The organism is Chryseobacterium sp. WG14 (assembly GCF_024586945.1).
Lineage (GTDB): Bacteria > Bacteroidota > Bacteroidia > Flavobacteriales > Weeksellaceae > Chryseobacterium.
In genome coordinates, this window is record NZ_JALCZD010000001.1 from 1 (window position 1) to 22148 (window position 22148).

Genomic DNA, 22148 nt, shown 5'->3' on the forward strand with positions numbered 1-22148 from the left:
CACTTAATTTAAAAGCCATTGTGTAATCTCTTTGCGTTCGCTTTTCTCTCTTTGATTCTTCTTTTTTCATAAATAAGTCGGTTTTCTGTCAACTTATTTTAGGACGGGACAAACAATACAATATAGGCCCTGGATTTGATCCGGGGCTTTTTGATGGAAGAGAAGTGGAAAAAATACGTAATATGCCACGTTTGAAATGTTAAGACTTATTCACATTCATTTGGCGCAAAACTGACCCATGAGTTCAATTGTCAATATTTCCAATAACTTTTCCACGGTTTTGCCTCCTGTTCCTTTTACTTTCCAAAATCATTACTTTTGTTAAAAATAGATTAATGAAAAAATTAATTTTCTTAACCTTAATTGGTCTGGGAATTGTTTCCTGTACCTCTCAGAAAAATACCCGGAAAATGACAGAGCTGCCAAAAAATTGGAAATATAACACCAATATCTACGAAGTAAACGTAAGACAATATACTAAAGAGGGAACTTTCAAAGCGTTTGCCAAAGAGATGCCCCGCCTGAAAGCAATGGGTATAAAAACACTTTGGATGATGCCTGTTACCCCAATTGCCCAGCAGAATAAGAAAGGAAGTTTGGGAAGCCCTTATGCCGCCGCCGACTATACTTCAGTGAATCCGGAATTCGGAACACTTGAGGATTTTAAAGATATGGTAAATGAAGCCCATAGATTAGGGTTCAAGGTAATCATAGACTGGGTGGCTAACCATACGGGCTGGGACCATGTATGGACCAAAACGCACCCTGAATTCTATTTAAAAGATCCTGACGGAGAATTTCATAGGGCCTCCGGAATGGATGATATTATCGAACTGGATTACAAAAATCAGGAAATGCGCCAGGAGATGATTGAAGCCATGAAATTTTGGGTAAGAGAAACAAATATTGACGGGTTCAGATGTGATCTTGCTTCGTGGGTAGAAGTAGATTTTTGGGAACAGGCCCGCCCGGAAGTTGAAAAACTAAAGCCTCTTTTTTGGCTGGGAGAATTTGATGAACTGGAAAGCCCCGAATATGGGAAAGTTTTTGATGCCAGCTATTCATGGAAATGGATGCATAAGTCAGCCGATTATTATAAGAAAAATGAACCACTTCAGGAACTGAAAGATTTATTGATTCAATATTCCAATATAGGAGACCAGTCTATGAGGGCCTGGTTTACGACCAATCATGATGAAAATTCATGGAATGGAACGGAGTATGAAAAATATGGTGTCATTACAAAACCTATGGCTGTATTTTCAGCCACATGGAATGGTATACCCTTATTATACTCAGGTCAGGAACTTCCCAATATGAAAAGGCTTGAGTTTTTTGAAAAAGATGCTATCAAATGGACCAATACTTACCAGGCTGCAGATTTTTATAAAACATTATTGGATTTAAAATCTTCCAATCCTGCTTTAAGAGGAGGAGATGCGAATGTGACCACTTATTTTCTGAATACAACAGCAAATGATAAGATTCTTGCGTATATAAGAAAAAATGGAAAAGATGAGGTGCTGGTAGTACTGAATATGTCAAAAGAACCTGTAGATTTTACCGTTGAAGACGATCATTTATCGGGAATCTTCAAAAACGTTTTTGATAAGACAAAAAGAGATTTCAGTAACGGCAAAGATTTCATTTTCAAAGTTTCAGATTATGCTGTTTTTGAAAAATAAATACTGAAGCCATTACAATTCTGGCTGAGATTGTTAAACCTTGAACATTAGTTTTCAAAGATACCGAGTCCCCTTCCGTTGGAGGTATCAAAATCAAAGATTTTGACGGGATAGTCTTACTCATCCATCATAAAAATAACCTGAATTACAATAATGAACAAACAGGAAATAATAAATACAATCAATACAAAAATTGCAGGAAAAATCCGGAATTTTGAAACCTTGATTGCTGAAACCCGGGCTTCCAATAATGATACAAAAAGCTCAATGGGTGATAAATATGAAACCGGACGTGAAATGCTTCAGCAGGAAATCAATAACCTTCAGAGACAGCTTAACGAAACCTTAAATCAACAGGCTGTTCTGCAGAAAATAACTTCCGATCCCTCTGAAAAAGTTCAGAACGGAGCTTTGGTAAAAACCGATAAAGGGCTTTTTTATATTGCAGCTTCGATAGGGGAAATTACCGTTGAAAATCAGAAAGTAATGACGGTTTCAGCAGAATCACCATTGGTAAAAGCCATGTTTGGCAAGAAAATGGGTGATGTATTTGCAATCAATACAATGAATCAGGTCATTGAAAATATCTGGTAAACAACTTATGAAATTAAAATATTTATTTTTCTTTACTTTTTTATGGAGCAGTATGGCTCTGGAAGCCCAAATCCGTGCTAACATCTCAGGAAAAACCTATGATCTGGAATCTGTAAACCTTAAAGTGGACGGTTTTATTATTACAGTCGATGCTCAGGGAGAGATTACTGATTTTCATAATTCTGATTTGAATGGAGAACTTACCTATTATGATGATCAATATTTTGACCAGTACAAATATGGCAAGCTTAAAAGCATGGGTGATGTCAAAATAGATTACTGGGATGATTTAAATAAAGACAGTGCCCGGTATGGTAAACTGAAAAACATTGGAAATATTGATGTAGACTACTGGGACGACTCCATTTTTAATAAAGAAAAATGGGGCAAAATAAAGAAAATAGGAAACTTTACCATCGACTACTGGCCCAATGATGTCATTGATAACAGCAGAATGGGAAAATTGAAATCGGTAGGAGATATCTCTGTTGATTATGGAATAAAAGATATTATTGACGAAAGTAAATACCGGAAACTTATAAAATTTGGGCCGGTAAGCCTGGAATACTGGAATGACAAATTCATTGAAAAAAATAAATACGGTCAGCTGAAATCAATGAAAGGAAACAGCGATGATATAAGTGTTTTTATTCTGTAGTTAATTAAAATAATTAATTTACAGAGATCAGATATACAGTTCTTTAATAGAAAACGAGTATCTGTCTTATAAAAAGCATTCATAAAAAGGGATGTTTTTTTTGATCATTTTTAGTAAATTTGAACCATAAAATTCCTTTCAAAATGCAAAACTACCTAGATCTTTTACAACATATTTTAGATAACGGAACAGATAAAACCGATAGAACAGGTACCGGAACAAGAAGTGTATTCGGGTATCAGCTAAGATATGACCTGTCGAAAGGTTTTCCTTTGGTAACCACTAAAAAGGTGCATTTGAAATCAATAATTTACGAATTACTCTGGTTTTTGAAAGGAGATACAAATGTGAAGTACCTTAATGATAACGGAGTGAGCATCTGGGACGAGTGGGCCGATGAAAATGGTGACCTTGGGCCGGTGTATGGTGCACAATGGAGAAGCTGGAATGGTGCCGACGGAAAAATTGTAGACCAGATCACAGAAGTAATTGATCAGATTAAAAAAAATCCGGATTCCAGAAGACTGATTGTCTCCGCATGGAATGTTGCGGAAATCCCTAATATGGCATTGGCGCCTTGCCATGCTTTATTCCAGTTTTATGTAGCGGATGGAAAATTATCCCTGCAACTTTACCAGAGAAGTGCTGATGTATTTCTTGGAGTGCCGTTCAATATTGCCAGCTATGCTCTTTTATTAATGATGGTAGCGCAGGTTTGTGATCTGGAAGTAGGAGATTATGTGCACAGTTTCGGTGATGTTCACATTTATAACAATCATTTCGAACAGGTAAACAGACAGCTATCAAGAGAAACAAGATCTCTTCCTACCATGAGGCTAAACCCGGAAATCAAAGATATTTTCGATTTTAATTTTGAAGATTTTACGCTTGAAAATTATGATCCGCATCCGGGAATCAAAGCTCCTGTAGCGGTATAATACTATTCTCCCGTATTTTTGTCATTGCCTTTACGTTTGTTATTCTCTTCAGCTGTACTATAGAAATAATGCAGTTGCTCTATGCAGCCGTAGGATTCTTAGAAATAAACCCTCAATATATTACAGCGGTTTTCAAAAAATTCCTCAATAGGAAAAGGAAGGTTCATACCCAGAACGGATGTATCATTGACTATGAATACCTTGCCGACAGTAGAATCATATTTCAGCTGGAAAGTAACGGGATCTATCCCACAGCGTATTAAATATCTTCTCTCTTGCATCAGAAAGGTATGCCAATTCATCTTTTCAGAATCCTTCATTTCATTCTTAGATTTTTTTCAAGTGTAATAATAAATCCAGGTATCATTGTAACAAACTCCTGTTCCCATGAACTTATCATGCAGTGTCCGTAGGCTGCCCCAAAAGAAATTTGTAATTTTAAAGGAAATTATCTCTCATGAAATATTTAAAAGTAGATCTTGAAAAAACTGCTGATATAGAAATACTGAAAAATACATTACTTCAATTGAAAGGAGTGGCTTCCGTAGATATCATCGATGATGAAAATCCGGAAAGTGAGCTGAAAAAAGCTTTTGCCAAAACAAAAGAACAGTTGAAAACAGGTGACTACGAAACACTTGTTAATGATATTTTTGATATAATAATAAAAAAATAATTCTAAAAATAATAATAAAATAGAAGAATGAAAAAGGCCATTTTATCCATTGCAATACTTGGGATTTTATTTTCCGCTAATGTATCGGCACAAACTGAGGCTTCGGGAAGAGAAAAGGTGTACAGAGCCACTCATACAAAAGTAACAGAACTTAAGCATACTAAGCTGAAAGTAAACTTTGATTATCAGAAAGAACAGATGAACGGGGAAGAATGGCTTACTGCTTCACCCTATTTTTATCCTACCAATGAATTGTCTCTGGATGCTAAAGGAATGTTGATTCATGAAGTTGCCCTTGAGGCTAATGGCAAGAAATCTCCTTTGAAATACGAATACAAAGACGAAACACTAAAGGTTACGCTGGATAAAACGTATCAGAAGAACCAGGATTATACCATTTATATCAAATATACAGCCCGTCCGAATGAAGTAAAACAAAAAGGAAGCATGGCTATTAATGATGCAAAGGGACTTTACTTTATTAATGCACAGGGAACAGAACCTGATATGCCTACACAGATCTGGACACAGGGAGAAACCGAATCATCTTCTGCATGGTTCCCAACAATTGATAAACCGAATCAAAAAACTACCCAGGAAATCTATATGACGGTTCCGGATAAATATGTAACTCTTTCAAATGGTATTTTAAAAGATTCTCAGAAAGAATCCAATAACCTGAGAACAGATCACTGGGTAATGGATAAAAGACATTCTACCTACCTTTTCTTTATGGGAGTAGGAGAATATGCTGTAGTTAAAGACAAATGGAAAAATATTGCGGTTGATTATTATATTGAGAAAGAATATGAACCTTATGTAAAACAGATCTATGGAAATACTCCGGAGATGATCGAGTTTTTCTCCAAAAAGATGAACTATGATTATCCATGGGCAAAATATGCACAGATTTCCGGAAGAAAATATGTAAGTGGGGCTATGGAGAATACTACGGCAACCCTTCACGGAAGTGATATCCTTCAAAAACCGGGGCAGCTGATTGATGAAAATAAATGGGAAGATACTATTGCCCACGAATTATTCCATCATTGGTTTGGAGATCTTGTGACCGCAGAAAGCTGGAGCAACCTTACCGTGAACGAATCCTTCGCCAATTATTCTGAATATCTCTGGAATGAATACAAGTATGGAAAAGATCAGGCAGATTATCACCAGATGAAGGATGTAAATATGTACATTCATAACCCTGCAGACTTTAAGAAAAACCTGGTAAGATTCAATTATGAATCCCGTGAAGATGTTTTTGACCTGGTAACCTACCAGAAAGGAGGTGGAATCCTTCATATGCTAAGAAATTATCTTGGGGATGATGCTTTTTTTGCCGGTATGAATGATTACCTGAAAACCAATGAATATCAGAATGCTGAAGCCCATCAGCTAAGGCTTTCTTTTGAAAAGGTTTCAGGGAAAGATCTGAACTGGTTCTTTAACCAATGGTATTTTGGAAGCGGAAACCCAAAATTGAATTATTCATTTACTTTTGAACCTGTAAAAAAGCAGATTGCTGTAACAGTTAATCAGACTCAGGATCAATTATTCGAGTTTCCTTTGGCTATTGATGTGTATGATAATGGTAAACCAAAAAGATACAATGTTTGGGTTAATGCTGAAAACAGGAATACATTTAATTTCGATGTATCCAAAACACCGGATCTTGTCAATATCAATGCAGACGGAATACTGGTAGCTGATATCACGGATATCAAAACACCGGAGCAGAACCTGCTGCAGTTTACCAATTCTAAAGAATTCAAAAGCAGATATACAGCGTTAGCCGGAATTAAAGATCAGACAGGAAAAAGTCCTGCGGCTATAAAATTATTGGCTGCCGCATTAAAAGATCCATTCTTTAGAATAAGAATTAAGGCGTTGGAATTAATGGATCTTACCAATTCCGATCAGATGAAAGCCCTGGGAGCAGAAGTTGAAAAAATCGCTTCAAATGATCCTAAAACATTGGCTCAGGCTGCGGCTATTGGTGCGTTGGCTAAAACAAAAGATAAAAAATACCTGCCGATATTTGAAAAAGGGGTGAATGCAGTTTCCAATGCAGTTAAAGGAAACTCTTTAAGTGCTGTTCTTACCATTGATCCGTCACGGGCCAATGCTTTAGCTGATAAAATTGAGCTGGATGGTGCTTCAGATGAGTTGCTGGCCCTTTTGCTTCCGGTTATTGTGAAGAATAAGATAAGTTCTCAAATGGAACATATCGCTCCACTTGCTGCATTTTATCCGTTTGTGAAATTCCAGAATCCGGAATTGGGTAAAACAGCAGAAGAAGGATATAACTGGATCATGAACTCTGACAACCTAAAAGCAGTGGAAAACATTACAAAAATGTTGGATTATGCAAAAAGCGATATGGGAAATAACCCACAGGCTAAGATGATGATTGTTCAAATGCTGAAAGACGGACTAAGCAAAAAAATGGAATTGCTGAAACAAAATCCGCAAAAATCCGCAAGTATCAATAAACAGATCGACGCTCTGAATAAAGCTATTGAAAATTTTAGATAGACTCAACAGATCTGATTGAAAAAGCAGCATTACATTTTTGTGATGCTGCTTTTTGTAATTGATAGTCAGAAATAAAAAGTTAAATTATAAATAATTAGTAAAAAGTCATGATATATTGACAGGTTATTCAGGTTACATTTTCTAAATTCGTATAAAAATTAGAATAAAATGACTTTTGGAATTGAAGCGGCGAGCTACTATATACCCGGTTTATATTTGGAAATTAAGGATTTAGCTGAAAAAAGAGGGATTGAACCTGCAAAGCTGGAAAAAGGATTGGGACTTCATAAAATGGGGCTTCCCGATGTTCACGAAGATGCAGCAACATTTGCGGCAGAAGCATTATTCAAACTTATTAATGATTATACCATTGATCCCAGAGAGATCTCAAGAGTTTACTTGGGTACGGAAAGCGCCCTGGATGCTGCAAAGCCTACTGCGTCATATGCAGTACAGATGGTAGAAAAAGTGCTGGAGGAGAAATACGGAACAAGAGCCTTCAAAAATTGTGATATTGTAGACATGACCTTTGCATGTGTGGGAGGGGTAGACGCCCTGCATAATGCCCTTGATTTTGTAAGGGTGAATCCCAATAAAAAAGCAGTGGTTATTGCCAGCGATTATGCAAAATATGAATTGGCTTCTTCAGGAGAATATACCCAGGGAGGGGGAGCCGTTGCTTTACTGATTTCTTCTAAGCCAGATCTGCTTGAAATAGAAAATAACTGGGGAGTAGCATCAGAAAGTGTTTTTGACTTTTTCAAACCAAGAAGACAGTATAAAAAAGAAGACTTACATAATGCACCTGAAATGTTCCCGGATACCATTGAAATATTCACAGATGAACCTGTTTTTGACGGTCAGTATTCTAATCAGTGCTATCAGGACAGAATAAGAGAAGCCTATCAGCATTATAAAGAAGTTGCAGGACAGGAAAAGCCTTATGAAAACTGGAAATATATTATTTTTCATCTTCCTTATGCTTTTCATGGTAAAAGGGTATTTACAGAAATCTATAGTCTTGAAAACGGACTTCCTTATACCAATCCTGAGGAGCAAAAAGCAGTGGCGAAATCTGAAAATTATCTGAATTTAATCAGTGATAAAATAGAGAAAACACAGCGGGCTTCTTCTGAAATCGGAAATATGTATACCGCTTCTGTTTTCATGGCGTTCCTTTCTGCTTTACAGACTTCCTTTGATGAAAATGAAGAATTGTCAGGAACAGAGATCGGTTTCTTTGGCTATGGAAGCGGGTCAAAATCAAAAGTTTTTGTAGGTAAAGTTTCTGAAAACTGGAAAAAAGTGGTGGAAAAATGGAACGTATTTGAAAACCTGAACACCAGAACTCCTATTGATTTTGAAACCTATGAGAAACTGCATAGAAAACAATTACATCAATCTATACGCTCTGATTATAAGGGATTTGGACTTACTTCAATCGAATCAGAGAATCCTGTTCTTATGGGAGCAAGATATTATACTTATCAGAAGTAAAAGTATTTACTTAAAATTATATAAAGCATTTCAATTATTTGGAATGCTTTGCTTTTTTATAAGTTTTTGGCAATTCTTTTTATTCATTTTGTGCAGTTTTGTTGATTTTAATAAGAATATGTAATAATTGTTTTTTGGATTTTTTATGTTGAAACCTGTATTTATATTAATTTTTTTTACTGTTTTTTATAATTAAGTGTAAGCTGGCAATATATTTAATGGTTGTTAAAATTCTGTTAATGTACTCTTGTGCTAAAATTTTTTTATCATTTTTTATAATTCACTATTTTTTTTAATACAATCATTTATTTATAGTGAAATAAATATATAATAACATATTGTTTTTCAGTGTTTTATAAGTTGATACTATTAATGTTTATTGGGATATTTGTTTTCTGAAAAATATTAAAATGTGTTAAATATGAATGTTAAACTAAGTGTATTGAGTGCAGGAGTTTTGTTCTTCTTGGGACAAACGGCTTTTGCACAGAGAACAAAGAATGATACTGTTCCAAAAGAAAATAAGATTGAAGAGGTAGTAGTTACTGGTTCTTATGGTATTAAGCAAACGCCGGAACAAATTACTGGTTCAGTTGGGGTTATCAAAGGACAGATTTTAGAAAAGCCAACTGCTGTTTCATTAGATAATTTATTGCAAGGACAGTCGCCTGGCTTAATGTCAACAGCAAGTAGTGGGCAACCTGGTGCGAGTGCTATTACATTAATTAGAGGACTCACATCTCTTACGGGAGATAACAATCCTTTATATGTTATTGACGGTGTACCAATTCCATCAGGTGATATTTCCGGATTACTAGCTTCTCAAAATGCTTTATCAATGATCAATCCAAGTGATATTGCTGACATTAAAGTGTTGAAAGATGCAGTTGCAACAGCATTATATGGATCAAGAGGGGCTAATGGTGTAATTCTAATTACAACTAAATCCGGAAAAAAAGGGAGATCTCAGATAAACTATACCAGTGAGGTAGGAGGATCTGACGTAGCTTTTGAAAAAATGAAGATGCTGAATGCAGAAGAAAGTACTAAATTGTTCGGATTATCACTCTATAATTCTGGAGATGCTTCCTCACTTGCAGAAGGATATGATATAGCAAAATCAGAATTTGGATGGGATGGAAAATCAGATACAGACTGGAATAGTTTAGTAAGACGTAAAAATCCATTTTATACCAGACACAATTTAAGTTATACTGGTGGCTCTGAAAGTTTCAATATTTTTGCATCATTAGGATATTTGAAACAACAAGGCGTTGCCAGAGATGCATCATTTGATAGATATACAGGAAGCTTAAGAGCAGATTGGAAGGCAAATGATAAATTAAACCTTAAATTTAGTTCGACCTTTGGTAGGACAGTACAGAAAGGCCCAGCAGATGGGTCATCTTTTTCAAATCCAGTATTTGCAGGACGTATTATGTCTCCAACTCAAAATGCATTTAATGAAGATGGATCATATAAGGTATCTGATTTGTATTTTACAAATCCTACATTTAACCCTGCTGCACTTCAAGATGCAAATGTGAATAAAGGTACCTTCAATAAGGTATTATCTAGTGTTGACCTGGATTATAAATTCTTACCGAACTTTAGATTTAATTCAAATATTGGTATAGACTATACCACTTCTTCAGAAGTCACTTTCTGGAATCCTGACTTTGGAGATGGATTGAATACGGGAGATCCAAATGGAAATGGGAATTTATATAATTCCGTTCGAAATAGGTTAACTTGGAACTGGTATAACTTTGTACACTATAATAATGTTTTTGCAGAGAAACATGATATCAACTTATCAGTGGGGACAGAAAGTACACATAGAAATTATGAATTTATAGATATGGGGACTCAAGGTTTTGCCAGCGGTGTTCGTCTACCATACGCTGACTCTGGTGTAAACCCAGTATCAACAAGTTCTCGTGCGACAAATACTGCATTAACTGGATATATTGCAAGAGCGAGCTATACTTATGATAAATTCGTAACAGTATCTGGATCGCTTAGACGTGATGGTTATTCTGGTTTTACAAAAGAATGGGGAACATTTTATGGTGTGGGGGCAAGTGTAGATGTATCTAAGTTTTTAGGTAAAAGTATTGTTAAAAAACTTTCTATAAGAGGAAGTTATGGAGAAAATGGAAATCCGGCAGCTGGAGCTTATGACAAATTTCCCCAAGCAGCACTAAGTGGAGCATATTTATCTGCAAATGGCAGCTATTTATACAATGCAGTAGGAAAGGAAGGTGTAAATTGGGAAAAATCAGTTAAGAGCGATATAGGATTAGAATTTACATTAGGTGAAAAAAGTTTCTTAAGAGGTACTCTTGATATTTATAAAAATGAAAATAAAGATCTTGTGTATAGTGTCCCACTTCCAGGGAGTAATGGAACACCTAGTTATGTGTCAAATATTGCAAGTTTAGTTTCAAAAGGAGTTGAAGCATCATTAACCGCAAGAATTTTGAATAATGAAAGCTTAAACTGGAGTGTCACTGGTAACTATAGCTATAATGAAGGGGAAATTTCGAATTTGAACTCAAATTCTGTTATTCAGCCAGGTGGCCTAAAAGGATGGGCTGTTGGTCATAATGCTACAGAGTACTATACAAGATTGTGGGCAGGAGTTGACCCTTCAAATGGTGATCCACTATGGTATACTGATGAGACTAAGACTGCAACTACAAATAATTCTGGTCTTGCTAAACTTGTTTTTACAGATAAAAGAGCTCTTCCGAAACATATGGCAAGTTTTATAAATGATTTCAGTTATAAGAATTTTAAATTATCATTTATGTTTACTTATCAGGGGAATTACTATGTGTATGATAACTGGGCTTTTGTATATAACAGTGACGGGGCATATGCCTATTTGAATCAATTTAACAGCGCATTGTACGATTCTTGGACACCTGAAAATACAGACGCTTCCAGACCAAAATATATATATGGAGGAAATAAAAATTCAACGGCTGCATCCACCCGAGATTTATTTAAGGGAGATCATATTAGACTTAAAAGTGTAGAAGTTGGTTATAGATTTGACAGGGACTTTTTAGATATAAAAGGACTTAATGGTATATATATATATGCCAGAGGAGTGAATTTATGGACTTATGCATTTGATAAGAAATTATATTTTGATCCTGAATCAAACTCAAATGCGAATTCAAGTGTTGCTGCTAATTTGGGTATTTATGACCAGACGCAGCCAAACTTGAGACAATATATTTTCGGTATATCAGTAGACTTTTAAAAAATAAAAAATGAAAAACTTTAAAATAAAAATAGCTTTAGTGGGATGTGTTCTCTTTTTCACCTCGTGTAGCAATGAATTCTTAGATGAAAAGCCTACAACAACTCTTCCTTTAGATGTGGCTATTACTAATGAGCTTACACTTAAGACTGCTATTAATGGATTATATAATATGATGCAGACTACAGGAGCTTTGGATCTAAATGTTCCAGCTGATCCTATACAGACATCTTATGGGGGTGTTATCTTAACTTTTAATGAATTATTAGCTGATAATGCATTTGTAGGATTGAAAAACTCAAACAGATTTGCAACAACAAGAAATAAAGATCTTTCTTTTTATGTAGCAACAAATACAGACATTGGGAGTTTATGGAATTCATTATATAGAATTATTGCTAATGCAAATTTAGTTATTGCAAATGAAGGAAAGATTGCAGATGATTTGAACACTTCAATAAAGCCAGAAAATTACTTTGCACAAGCTCATGCTATTAGAGCCTTAGCATATCTTCAATTAGCTTCGTTTTTTTGTGATAATTATGGGGAAACAAATCAACAGCTAGGTTTGCCATTGACAGATCAATTTGATATTCAGGTGAAAAAAAATAGATCTACAGTACCACAAACATATGATTTTATCTTGGCTGACTTAACAAAAGCAGAACAAAATATTTTATCTACATATTCTGGGGATGAAAGAACAAAAAACATGACACTGCACGCTGTAAATATGATTTTTGCCAGATATTATTTGGCTATTAAAGATTATGCACAAGCTCAGCAATATGCAGATAAGGTGTTAAATGTATTTACTGGTTTATCTAAAAACGATGCAGCAAATTATTTTGAAGTAAGCTCTGAAGGAGAAACAGCAGAAACAATATTTCAGCTTGATAATAATTCCAAAGATTTGCCAAGTTCTAATGATGGTTTATTAGCTACTTGGTCATCACAAGGAACATACAAACATAATTTTGCAACAAGAGCTTTTTATAATAAGCTATCTAATACTGATGTCAGAAAAAATACATGGTATCAAAGTAATGCATTTGTACTTGCATTAGGAGATAATCCCAAGCCTATAGATGTTTTAAAATATAAATCTTTTGAAAGAGATATTGTTGTATTTAGAAGAAGTGAAGCTGTATTTATCAGATTAGAGTCTCTTTATCATACTAATCCTGCTCTTGCTCTTAGTGAACTTAATACTTGGGTTAGCACAAACAGAGATACTGCTTATAATTTTGCCGGCTCTGGTGCAGATTTGTTAAATGAAATCCTTTTCCAGAAAAATGCTGAATTATTTTTAGAAGGAACAAGAAGAAGTGATCTGAAAAGAAATAATATTGGATTTACAAATTCACAAACACAAGTTGTTTTAACTCCAGATAAAAGAGAATTTAGATTTTTACCAATTCCTCAAGGAGAGTTGAATAATAATCCTAATATAGTCCAAAATACTGGATATTAATCCATAAATTTTAATTTAATCCGAAGAGGTTGCTTTTTAAAGTAGCCTCTTTTATTTTTTCAGATAGCTAGTTTTAATCAAGAAAATACCAAATCCTATCTCGAAAATGTAATCTTATTCTGATAATTCTTGGGAGTAGTGCCTTCAAGCTGTTTAAACACTCTTGTAAAGTAATTGGTGTCTGAGAATCCTGTCTGATAGGCGGTTTCTTTAATGCTGTTCTGATCTGCCAGTAATTCTTTAGCCCTGTTGATTCTCTCTTGCAAAATAAATTCATTGGGAGAAGTCCCCAGCTCATCTTTGAACATTCTAAAGAAATTGGATTTGCTTACATAAGCCAATCTTGCAATACTGTCAATAGAAAGTTTCTGATGGAGGTTTTTCTTAATATAATCTACCACGAAGCCTATCCTTGATTTATTTTTTACCATATTTTTTACCACCATGCTTCTTGCCTGGGTTTGCATAAGCCTGATCAGCAGTTCTTTCAGGGCAAAATCAGCCATGATGTCTTTTTGAGAATTATTATCCATAGCAATTCTCATAATATTATTGGTTGCTGAGGCCAGGGCCTGATTATTAAAAAGGAAATACTCATCCAGCTGAATGTTCCACTGTGAGGTTTCATCCACTTTTGGGAGACTATAGTTCAGGTAATTCAGCGAGTCCTCTATAAACTCGGGATTTAAGCTTAAAGAAATACATTGGGTAGGCGTTTCATCAGCTTCAGGAAAATCAATGACCATAGTTTCTCCCGGAGCAACCAGGATGCTTTCACCGGGGAAATAATCAAAATAGTTGGTCTTATTATCCAGTTTCATATGTTTTTTGCCTCTCAGCATTGCTGTAAATGCTATATTATCGAAGTGAAGTTTTACATCAAAAGCCGCTTTATGCGTTTCATAGATACTGAATTCACAATTGTTTAGATTGAATTTTGTCTGGTTTTCAACAATGTTCAATAGCTTATTTTCCTTGATTAATTCGGGAGTGTCTAATAAATATTTATTATTGTTATTCATTTCTAAACATTTTAAAGGCGCAGGTAACTCAAATATAGAGAATTTGCCTGTACGTTGCTGTTAATAAAATGATAAAATTGAACATCTGCACTATTCTGCACTTTTTTTATACGATTGTGCTATATGTTTTTATGGTTGTACATGTAATTTGGCATTACAGAAAAAAGTAAAACATACTAATATGAGCACTATTACAGAACCAAGATCAGCGACTCTTTTACAGCGTCCTGAATTTAAAAACAGATATGATAATTATATTGATGGAAAATTTACACCCCCTGTTAACGGGCAGTATTTTGATGTAGTTTCTCCTGTAGACGGTAAAAATTTTACTCAGGTGGCCCATTCCTCTAAAGAAGATCTGGAACTGGCAGTAAATGCTGCAGACAAGGCTTTTCAGTCCTGGAAAAACACCTCATCTACAGAGAGAAGTATCATCCTGAATAAAATTGCAGACAGAATAGAACAAAACCTTGAATATCTTGCTATTGTAGAGACCATTGATAATGGAAAAGCAGTAAGGGAAACGTTGGCAGCAGATTTACCGCTGGCAATAGATCACTTCAGATATTTTGCTTCTGTGATCCGTGCAGAAGAAGGATCCCATAACGAATTGGATAAAGATACCGTATCCCTTATCGTACACGAACCTCTTGGTGTTATTGCCCAGATTATCCCATGGAACTTTCCTATACTGATGGCGGTATGGAAGCTGGCTCCGGCATTGGCCGCCGGAAACTGCGTGGTTTTAAAACCTGCAGAAAGCACCCCGGTTTCTATTATGGTCATGATGGAGCTTATCGGTGACCTTCTGCCTGCAGGAGTAATTAATATTGTGAATGGATTCGGAGCAGAATTGGGAAGAGCTTTAGTAACCAATCCTAAGGTTTCTAAGGCAGCTTTTACAGGTTCTACGGCTACAGGACGTCTGGTGATGCAGTACGCTACAGAGAACATTATTCCTGTCACGTTGGAGTTGGGAGGAAAATCACCCAACGTTTTCTTCAGTTCAGTAATGGATGCAGATGATGCATTTTTGGATAAAGCTATTGAGGGAGCTGTTCTTTTTGCCCTTAATCAGGGAGAAATCTGTACATGCCCTTCAAGGCTGCTGGTTCAGGAAGATATTGCAGATGCTTTCATCGAAAAGGTGATCGAGAGGGTAAAAGCAATCAAAGTGGGCAATCCATTGGATAAAACCGTGATGATGGGAGCTCAGGCTTCGCAGATTCAAAAAGATAAAATACTTTCCTATATCCAGTTAGGAAAAGAGGAGGGAGCAGAAGTACTGGTAGGAGGTCATGTTAATGATTTGGGAGAAGATCTTGAAAACGGATTTTATATTCAGCCAACCATTTTCAAAGGAAACAACAGGATGAGAATATTCCAGGAAGAGATTTTTGGTCCTGTTCTGGCGTTTACAACTTTTAAAGATGAAGAAGAAGCGGTAAAAATTGCTAATGATACTATTTACGGCCTTGGAGCCGGAGTTTGGACCAGGGATGCACACCAGCTGTACAATATTCCACGTCAGATTGAAGCAGGAAGAGTTTGGGTAAACCAATACCACTCTTATCCGGCAGGAGCACCTTTTGGGGGATATAAGCAGTCGGGAATCGGAAGGGAGAACCATAAAATGATGCTTGATCATTATCGTCAGACTAAAAACATGCTTATTTCTTATAACAAAAATAAGTTAGGCTTCTTTTAATATTTAAATTTAGGACGTGCCCGATTGCCTTGGCTTTTCCAGGGCAAAACGGTCGGGCTATCCAGGGCTTTACTTCGTTTCGGTGCTTCATTACATTCCGCACCGGCTCGTACCTCGCCGCCCTTACTATCCCTCACGCGGAGAAATAGGGTGTGTACCGGACTAGCAGTCTATTTATTCAGAAAATATAATAACCTCAAAGAAAACAATTCAAAACATAAAATATGATCCCAAAAACAATGAAAGCCGCCGTAGTTCAAGGCTACGGACAGCCACTGAAAATTGAAGAAGTGCCCGTAAGAGAACCCGGCAGATATGAAGTTCTGGTAAAGGTGATAGCCTGTGGAGTCTGTCATACAGATTTACATGCTGTAGATGGTGATTGGCCGGCAAAGCCTAAGATGCCGCTTATTCCGGGACATGAAGGAGTAGGAATTGTAGTAGCCTGCGGACCGGAAGCCTTCGTAAAAGAAGGAGATGCAGTAGGTGTTCCCTGGCTGTATAGTGCCTGTGGCTGCTGCGATTATTGTATAACGGGATGGGAAACACTTTGTGAAGCCCAGAAAAACGGAGGGTACAGTGTAGATGGAGGTTTTGCAGAATATGTAATTGCAGATTCCAGGTATGTAGGACATTTAAAATCCAATGTCAACTTTCTGGAAATAGCGCCAATTTTATGTGCAGGAGTAACAGTTTATAAAGGATTAAAAGAAACAGAAACAAAACCCGGAGAATGGGTAGCCATCTCAGGAATCGGAGGATTGGGACATGTAGCGGTTCAGTATGCTAAAGCAATGGGAATGCACGTTGCCGCAATAGATGTAGCAGATGATAAACTCGACCTGGCAAAAAAATTAGGGGCAGATCTGGTAGTCAATGCCAAGAATACAGACCCTGGAGAATATTTGCATAAAGAAGTTGGCGGGATGCACGGCGCTTTGATTACAGCAGTATCTCCAATTGCCTTCAAACAGGGAATAGATGTTTTACGGAGAAAAGGGACTATTGCGCTTAACGGACTTCCTCCCGGATCTTTTGAACTTCCGATTTTTGAAACTGTTTTAAAGAGAATAACCGTGAGAGGCTCTATCGTGGGAACCAGAAAGGATATGCAGGAGGCACTGGATTTTGCCAATGAGGGGCTTGTAAAAGCTACAGTAACCCCCGCAAAGCTCGAAGATATTAATGATGTTTTTGATAAAATGAAGAAAGGGCAGATTGATGGCAGAGTCGTATTAGACATTGCCGGCTCAAATTAAAACATGATGAGTATTTTATGTCCGGCAGACTAATCTGCCGGACTTTTTTCAATATAAAAATAAAAAAATGGGAGGAAAAATAGCAAGACTTTCAGCAACGGAAAAGGCACTTGACGTCATTCGGGAGCTTGAAAATAAGTATGGTGCCCTGATGTTTTATCAGGCTGGAGGATGCTGTGAAGGAACGCAGCCCCAATGTTTTGAGAAAGGAGGGTTTTTCCCCAGAATGAACGATGCTATGATTGGAACCATCAATGGATATGAATTCTGGATAGACCGGGATTTATTCGAATATTGGAAATATTCGCACTTTACCCTTGATGTGGCAGAGGGCTTTGGACCGGGAGGTTTCTCTCTCGAAACACCTTTGGGAAAGACTTTTAAAGTTCAGTACAGGCTTTTTACTCCCGAGGAATATGAAAACCTGGAGCCGGTAAAACGCAGTGAATAGAATCCTGATAGATATAGATTCATACAGAATGTAATGCTTTCAGTGCACTACAGAAGAATCTTGAGTTATATAGAGATTTTTATGTAAAAAGATGACCGAGGGTCATTCTACAATCAGGTCTTCACAAACCGGTTCACAAACATTGCTGCAACTATATCACCCACAGCGTTCAGAACAGTGGCCAACGGGTCTACCAATGTTCCGATAATCATCACAGCAGGAATAGCTTCCTGGGGTAATTTATACACCGAAATCATCAGCATTTCACCAATATATCCACCATTGGGAATACCTCCGGCTACAATACTTACAAAAACCGTAATTCCCAATGCCAGTAACAGATTCGCCGGATCAAAAAAATCTTTTCCAATAATTAAAAAAGCAACATAGATTTTTATAATGGAAGACATGGAAGATCCGTTTTTATGGAGTGTTGTCCCAATAGGAATAACCAGGTTGGCAATAGAGTTAGGTATTCCAATTTTAGAGGCTGCCTGTAAGTTGGCAGGCATGGTAGCAAAACTGCTGCAGGTACTTATGGCAGTAAGGCTGGGATAAATGGCGTTGGTCCAGAAATTTCTAACTCCTTTTTGCCCATTGGCCATAAAAGCATACAGTGAAAAAAAGACAAAGAAATAAATAATTCCGGCAATATAGTACAAGCCTAAAGGTTTAGCATAAAATCCAAAGAGCTGAGGCCCTAAAGTAGCCACCTGAAAAGCAAAATAAGCTCCAAGACCAATAGGGGCCAGATTCATGATCAATAGAAGAAGCTCTTTCATGACTTCATATCCTGAAGCAATAAAAACTCTGAAAGGTTCTCCCTTTTCTCCTGCTTTCCGGGCAGCAAAACCCGTCATAAAAGCAAATATAAGAAGGGCCAGCATATTCTGCCTTGAAAAAAGAGCTGTAAATTCTCCTACGGTAAAAAATCCAACAATCCTGTCACCCCATGTATCATTATTAGCGGCCTCTGTAATAGCTTCAGAGCTTCCCGAAACCCCGGAAACAGGGAAGAGATAGACTGCACAGATGGTAAAAACGGCAGCCGTCAGGATGAAGAATAAAAAGGTAAGAGCCATAATAAGAATAATCTTTCCAAATTTTGACTGCTGCTCCAAAGAAGCAATAGAATTGGAAACAGCAAAGAATACCAGAGGTACTACACTTACAAAAAGAAGGTTAAGGAAAATATCTCCCAAAGGTTTTATATACCCTACAATACCGGGAGCAGCTATTCCTATAATGCTTCCAACACTAATTCCTAAGAGTAATAATATAATTCCGGAGTAGTTTTTTAGTACCTCTTTCATGTGAAGTTTTTTTTCAAATATAAGTCTTTTCCAAGTGTAAGCAGAAAATAGATCTATTATTTTAAAATCTGTTTTATCACCCAATTTTGAAATATTATTTAAAATTGGACTGCTTGTATTGTTAATCATGAAATTTTATACTACAAATATTTTAATTAATAAAATTATTTAAATTACATTTAATGTAATTATTTTTACATAATTACATTTTATTGCTAATTATTATTAGATTTTATTATTAAAAATGTTTTAAAATTAAATAATTATAATATATTTATAAACTGTTTAATTTAAAAAACATTACAAATATGATGAGAAGTAACAAAATTTCGTTATTGCTGATTGCTGTAGCAATCACTGTAAGTTGTAACTCTGATAGACTCAGTGATACACCTGAATCTAATCCCAATTCGAATGCCGCTGTAAATTCTGATGAAGTAGCTTCTGCTGATTCCAAGCCTATTCCTGGACAGTACATTGTTGTTTTGAATGATGGTGTTCTTGATAAAAGTGGCCTTGCTGTTTCTAAAGGTGCACTCCAGAATAGAGAGGCTTATTTAAGACAAACAGGATCACTGTTGAATAAATTAAAAAGCAAAGATAATGGATTGAATTTGAGTATTAATAGTCAAAAGATTTCTAATGCTTTTGGATATGCCCTTGAAGGTTTTGTTGCAAAAAACCTTACTGATGCTGAGGTAGAAGCACTTAGGAAAGATTCTAAAATCAAAAGTGTTGAACAGGATTATCAGGTTTCGTTAGGGAAAACAACCGGGATCATTGCTAAAGCTTCTTCAACACAGGAGATTCCTTGGGGGATTACAAGAGTTGGAGGTGCAGGAGATGGAACTGGAAAAACAGCTTGGGTTATTGATTCCGGAATTGATTTGGATCATCCGGATCTTAATGTAGATACACAAAGAAGTGTTTCCTTTGCCGGAGATAACAATCCTGATGATGGAAACGGGCATGGAACCCATGTTGCCGGAACTATTGCTGCTATTAATAATAGTATTGGAGTTGTTGGAGTTGCTGCCGGAGCTAAAGTTGTCGCACTGAAAGTTTTAAAGAGTGATGGAACAGGAGATTTTTCATGGACTGTTTCTGCTTTAGATTACGTATATGCAAATGCCTCAGCAGAGGATGTTGTCAATATGAGTTTAGGTCCTAATTCACGTTATAGAGATTCAGCTACAGAACAAGCTGTTTTAAAAGTAGCGGAAAAGGGTATTAGACTAGCAATAGCAGCAGGTAATTCTTATGATGATGCCAGTTATTATTCACCGGCTGCTGCTAATGCTACTAATGTTTATACTATTTCTGCTTCCGCTGAAGGAGATTATTGGGCTTATTTTTCTAATTATGGATCTCCTGTAGATTATGCAGCTCCGGGATTCCAGGTAAAATCAACATGGTTAAACGGCGGCTACAATACCATTAGCGGAACATCCATGGCATCTCCTCATGCTGCCGGAGTTCTTTTATTAGGTGCTCCAAGCACAGATGGTGCTACTCCAAAACCGGCTTATTGGGAATATTATAATGGATTTAGGAGTGATTTTACATATGGTCCAATTTTTACCGGAAGATATAGTCCTACAAATATTTATACGAAAGCTGACTACCGTTATGATAAAGACGGTGTGGCAGATAAAATTATTCATAGATAATTTATTTATAATTCTAATAAAAAGGGATGAGATTACTCATCTCTTTTTTTGTCTATAAGAATTTTTAATATTTTTTTTCATGTTTTTAAGGGTTTTCTTATGGGGTTTTCAAAGATAAATTTCATAAATTTGAGTAAACATCATTTCTATGGCTTATATAGATTACTATAAAATTTTAGGCGTAGATAAAAACGCAACACAGGATGATATCAAGAAAGCCTATCGAAAGCTGGCCAGAAAACTACATCCTGATCTTAATCCCGACGATAAAGAGGCAGAAAAAAAATTCAAAGAACTGAATGAAGCCAATGAAGTGCTCAGTAATGCTGAAAACCGTGCTAAGTATGATAAATACGGAGAACATTGGAAACATGGTGAAGAATACGAAAAAGCCCAGCAACAGCAAAAACAATATCAACAGCAGCAGAATTATAGCAGAGGATATTCCGGAGCCGATTTTGGTGAAGAGGAAGATTTTTCAGATTTCTTCCAAAGTATGTTTGGCGGAGCTGGCGGCTTTAGCAAAAGCTCACGGGGAAGTGCCTCCGGAAAATTTAAAGGGAAGGATATTCAGGCAGAGCTTAATCTGAATTTAAGAGATGCCGCTACCACCCATGCGCAGACTTTTGAAATCAATGGTAAAAAAGTAAGAATTACTATTCCCGCAGGGGTTTACGACGGACAGCAGATTAAGTTGAAAGGACATGGAAATCCCGGTTTTAACGGTGGCCCTCACGGAGATCTGTATATTACATTTAATATCCCTGCTGATCCGGATTTTGAGAGAATAGGGGATGATCTGAAAACTAAGGTCGTTATCGATATGTACACCGCTGTTTTGGGAGGAGGCATAAAAGTAAATACCCTCGACAGCAGCGTCAATCTTAAAGTGAAACCGGAGACTCAAAACGGAACGACGGTAAGACTTAAGGGAAAAGGTTTTCCTGTTTACAAAAAAGAAGGTCAGTATGGTGATCTTTTTGTAACCTATGAAGTGAAATTGCCGGTAAACCTTACCGAAAAGCAGAAAGAACTTTTTGAACAACTAAAAAATTCCTAGGCTATGAGTGAAAGAATATCACGGGAGGAACTCGTAAAAATCTATAATATAGAAATCACTTTTTTTGATGATCTTGTAGAATATGGTTTGTTAAACATTCATATTGAAAATGATATCCATTATCTGATGTATGAAGACCTGCCGGAACTTGAAAAATTTTCCAACTGGCATTATGATCTTGAAATCAATCTTCCCGGTCTGGAAGTGATCCATAATATGCTGAAGAAACTGAATGCCTTAAAAAACAGAAATCGGGAACTGATGAACAAACTTAATGCTATAAGTGATCAATATGAAGATATTTAGCTAGCTTTGCAGCTTTATAAAG

Annotated in this window: 18 protein-coding genes; 16 read left to right on the top strand and 2 right to left on the bottom strand. The window is 36.4% G+C overall.

What is annotated here, in order from left to right:
• Positions 1 to 335: 335 nt before the first annotated feature.
• The 10 genes from MP478_RS00005 (at position 336) to MP478_RS00050 (ending at position 13334) form a co-directional block, all read left to right on the top strand.
• On the top strand, positions 336 to 1685 hold the full coding sequence (locus MP478_RS00005) for an alpha-amylase family glycosyl hydrolase (RefSeq protein WP_257190763.1): 1350 nt from the start codon (positions 336 to 338) through the stop codon (positions 1683 to 1685).
• A 153-nt stretch (positions 1686 to 1838) separates the two neighbouring features.
• The gene (locus MP478_RS00010; RefSeq protein ID WP_230037078.1) at positions 1839 to 2279 is read left to right on the top strand and encodes a GreA/GreB family elongation factor; all 441 of its coding nucleotides are present in this window, start codon (positions 1839 to 1841) and stop codon (positions 2277 to 2279) included.
• A gap of 7 nt (positions 2280 to 2286) precedes the next feature.
• Positions 2287 to 2937 (top strand): hypothetical protein, encoded by a 651-nt coding sequence (locus MP478_RS00015; RefSeq protein WP_257199206.1) that lies wholly within the window; start codon positions 2287 to 2289, stop codon positions 2935 to 2937.
• Positions 2938 to 3080: 143 nt separating this feature from the next.
• Complete coding sequence (locus MP478_RS00020) at positions 3081 to 3875, top strand: thymidylate synthase (RefSeq protein ID WP_230037074.1); 795 nt, start codon at positions 3081 to 3083, stop codon at positions 3873 to 3875.
• A 68-nt stretch (positions 3876 to 3943) separates the two neighbouring features.
• Positions 3944 to 4138: a hypothetical protein gene (locus MP478_RS00025; RefSeq protein WP_257199207.1), complete on the top strand. Its 195-nt coding sequence runs from the start codon at positions 3944 to 3946 to the stop codon at positions 4136 to 4138.
• A gap of 194 nt (positions 4139 to 4332) precedes the next feature.
• Complete coding sequence (locus MP478_RS00030; RefSeq protein ID WP_257190760.1) at positions 4333 to 4551, top strand: hypothetical protein; 219 nt, start codon at positions 4333 to 4335, stop codon at positions 4549 to 4551.
• 27 nt (positions 4552 to 4578) lie between these two features.
• Complete coding sequence (locus MP478_RS00035) at positions 4579 to 7089, top strand: M1 family metallopeptidase (protein ID WP_257199208.1); 2511 nt, start codon at positions 4579 to 4581, stop codon at positions 7087 to 7089.
• A gap of 168 nt (positions 7090 to 7257) precedes the next feature.
• Complete coding sequence (locus MP478_RS00040; RefSeq protein WP_257199209.1) at positions 7258 to 8586, top strand: hydroxymethylglutaryl-CoA synthase family protein; 1329 nt, start codon at positions 7258 to 7260, stop codon at positions 8584 to 8586.
• Between the two features lie 421 nt (positions 8587 to 9007).
• Positions 9008 to 11860 carry a SusC/RagA family TonB-linked outer membrane protein gene (locus MP478_RS00045; protein WP_257190757.1) on the top strand — a complete coding sequence of 951 codons (2853 nt, stop codon included), beginning with the start codon at positions 9008 to 9010 and terminating at the stop codon, positions 11858 to 11860.
• A 10-nt stretch (positions 11861 to 11870) separates the two neighbouring features.
• Positions 11871 to 13334, top strand: a complete 1464-nt coding sequence (locus tag MP478_RS00050; protein WP_257190756.1) for a RagB/SusD family nutrient uptake outer membrane protein — start codon at positions 11871 to 11873, stop codon at positions 13332 to 13334.
• Between the two features lie 95 nt (positions 13335 to 13429).
• Here MP478_RS00050 and MP478_RS00055 read toward each other — a convergent pair whose 3' ends face one another.
• Entirely contained in the window at positions 13430 to 14356 is a 927-nt protein-coding gene (locus MP478_RS00055; RefSeq protein WP_257190755.1) for an AraC family transcriptional regulator, read from the bottom strand.
• 181 nt (positions 14357 to 14537) lie between these two features.
• Here MP478_RS00055 and MP478_RS00060 point away from each other — a divergent pair, with 181 nt between their 5' ends.
• From MP478_RS00060 to MP478_RS00070, 3 genes are all read left to right on the top strand, one after another.
• Complete coding sequence (locus tag MP478_RS00060) at positions 14538 to 16067, top strand: aldehyde dehydrogenase family protein (protein ID WP_257199210.1); 1530 nt, start codon at positions 14538 to 14540, stop codon at positions 16065 to 16067.
• Between the two features lie 224 nt (positions 16068 to 16291).
• Entirely contained in the window at positions 16292 to 17326 is a 1035-nt protein-coding gene (gene adhP, locus MP478_RS00065) for an alcohol dehydrogenase AdhP (protein ID WP_257190753.1), read from the top strand.
• Positions 17327 to 17393: 67 nt separating this feature from the next.
• On the top strand, positions 17394 to 17777 hold the full coding sequence (locus MP478_RS00070; protein WP_257199211.1) for a DUF779 domain-containing protein: 384 nt from the start codon (positions 17394 to 17396) through the stop codon (positions 17775 to 17777).
• A gap of 113 nt (positions 17778 to 17890) precedes the next feature.
• On the opposite strand, the gene MP478_RS00075 is transcribed toward MP478_RS00070, so the two are convergent.
• A complete protein-coding gene (locus tag MP478_RS00075) occupies positions 17891 to 19090 on the bottom strand; it encodes a dicarboxylate/amino acid:cation symporter (protein ID WP_257199212.1) in 1200 nt (399 codons plus the stop codon).
• 308 nt (positions 19091 to 19398) lie between these two features.
• On the opposite strand from MP478_RS00075, the gene MP478_RS00080 reads away from it, so the two are divergent.
• From MP478_RS00080 to MP478_RS00090, 3 genes are all read left to right on the top strand, one after another.
• Positions 19399 to 20760, top strand: a complete 1362-nt coding sequence (locus MP478_RS00080) for a S8 family serine peptidase (protein ID WP_257190750.1) — start codon at positions 19399 to 19401, stop codon at positions 20758 to 20760.
• Between the two features lie 148 nt (positions 20761 to 20908).
• Complete coding sequence (locus MP478_RS00085) at positions 20909 to 21820, top strand: J domain-containing protein (RefSeq protein ID WP_257199213.1); 912 nt, start codon at positions 20909 to 20911, stop codon at positions 21818 to 21820.
• Positions 21821 to 21823: 3 nt separating this feature from the next.
• Positions 21824 to 22126: a chaperone modulator CbpM gene (locus MP478_RS00090; RefSeq protein WP_230037048.1), complete on the top strand. Its 303-nt coding sequence runs from the start codon at positions 21824 to 21826 to the stop codon at positions 22124 to 22126.
• Positions 22127 to 22148: the final 22 nt, after the last annotated feature.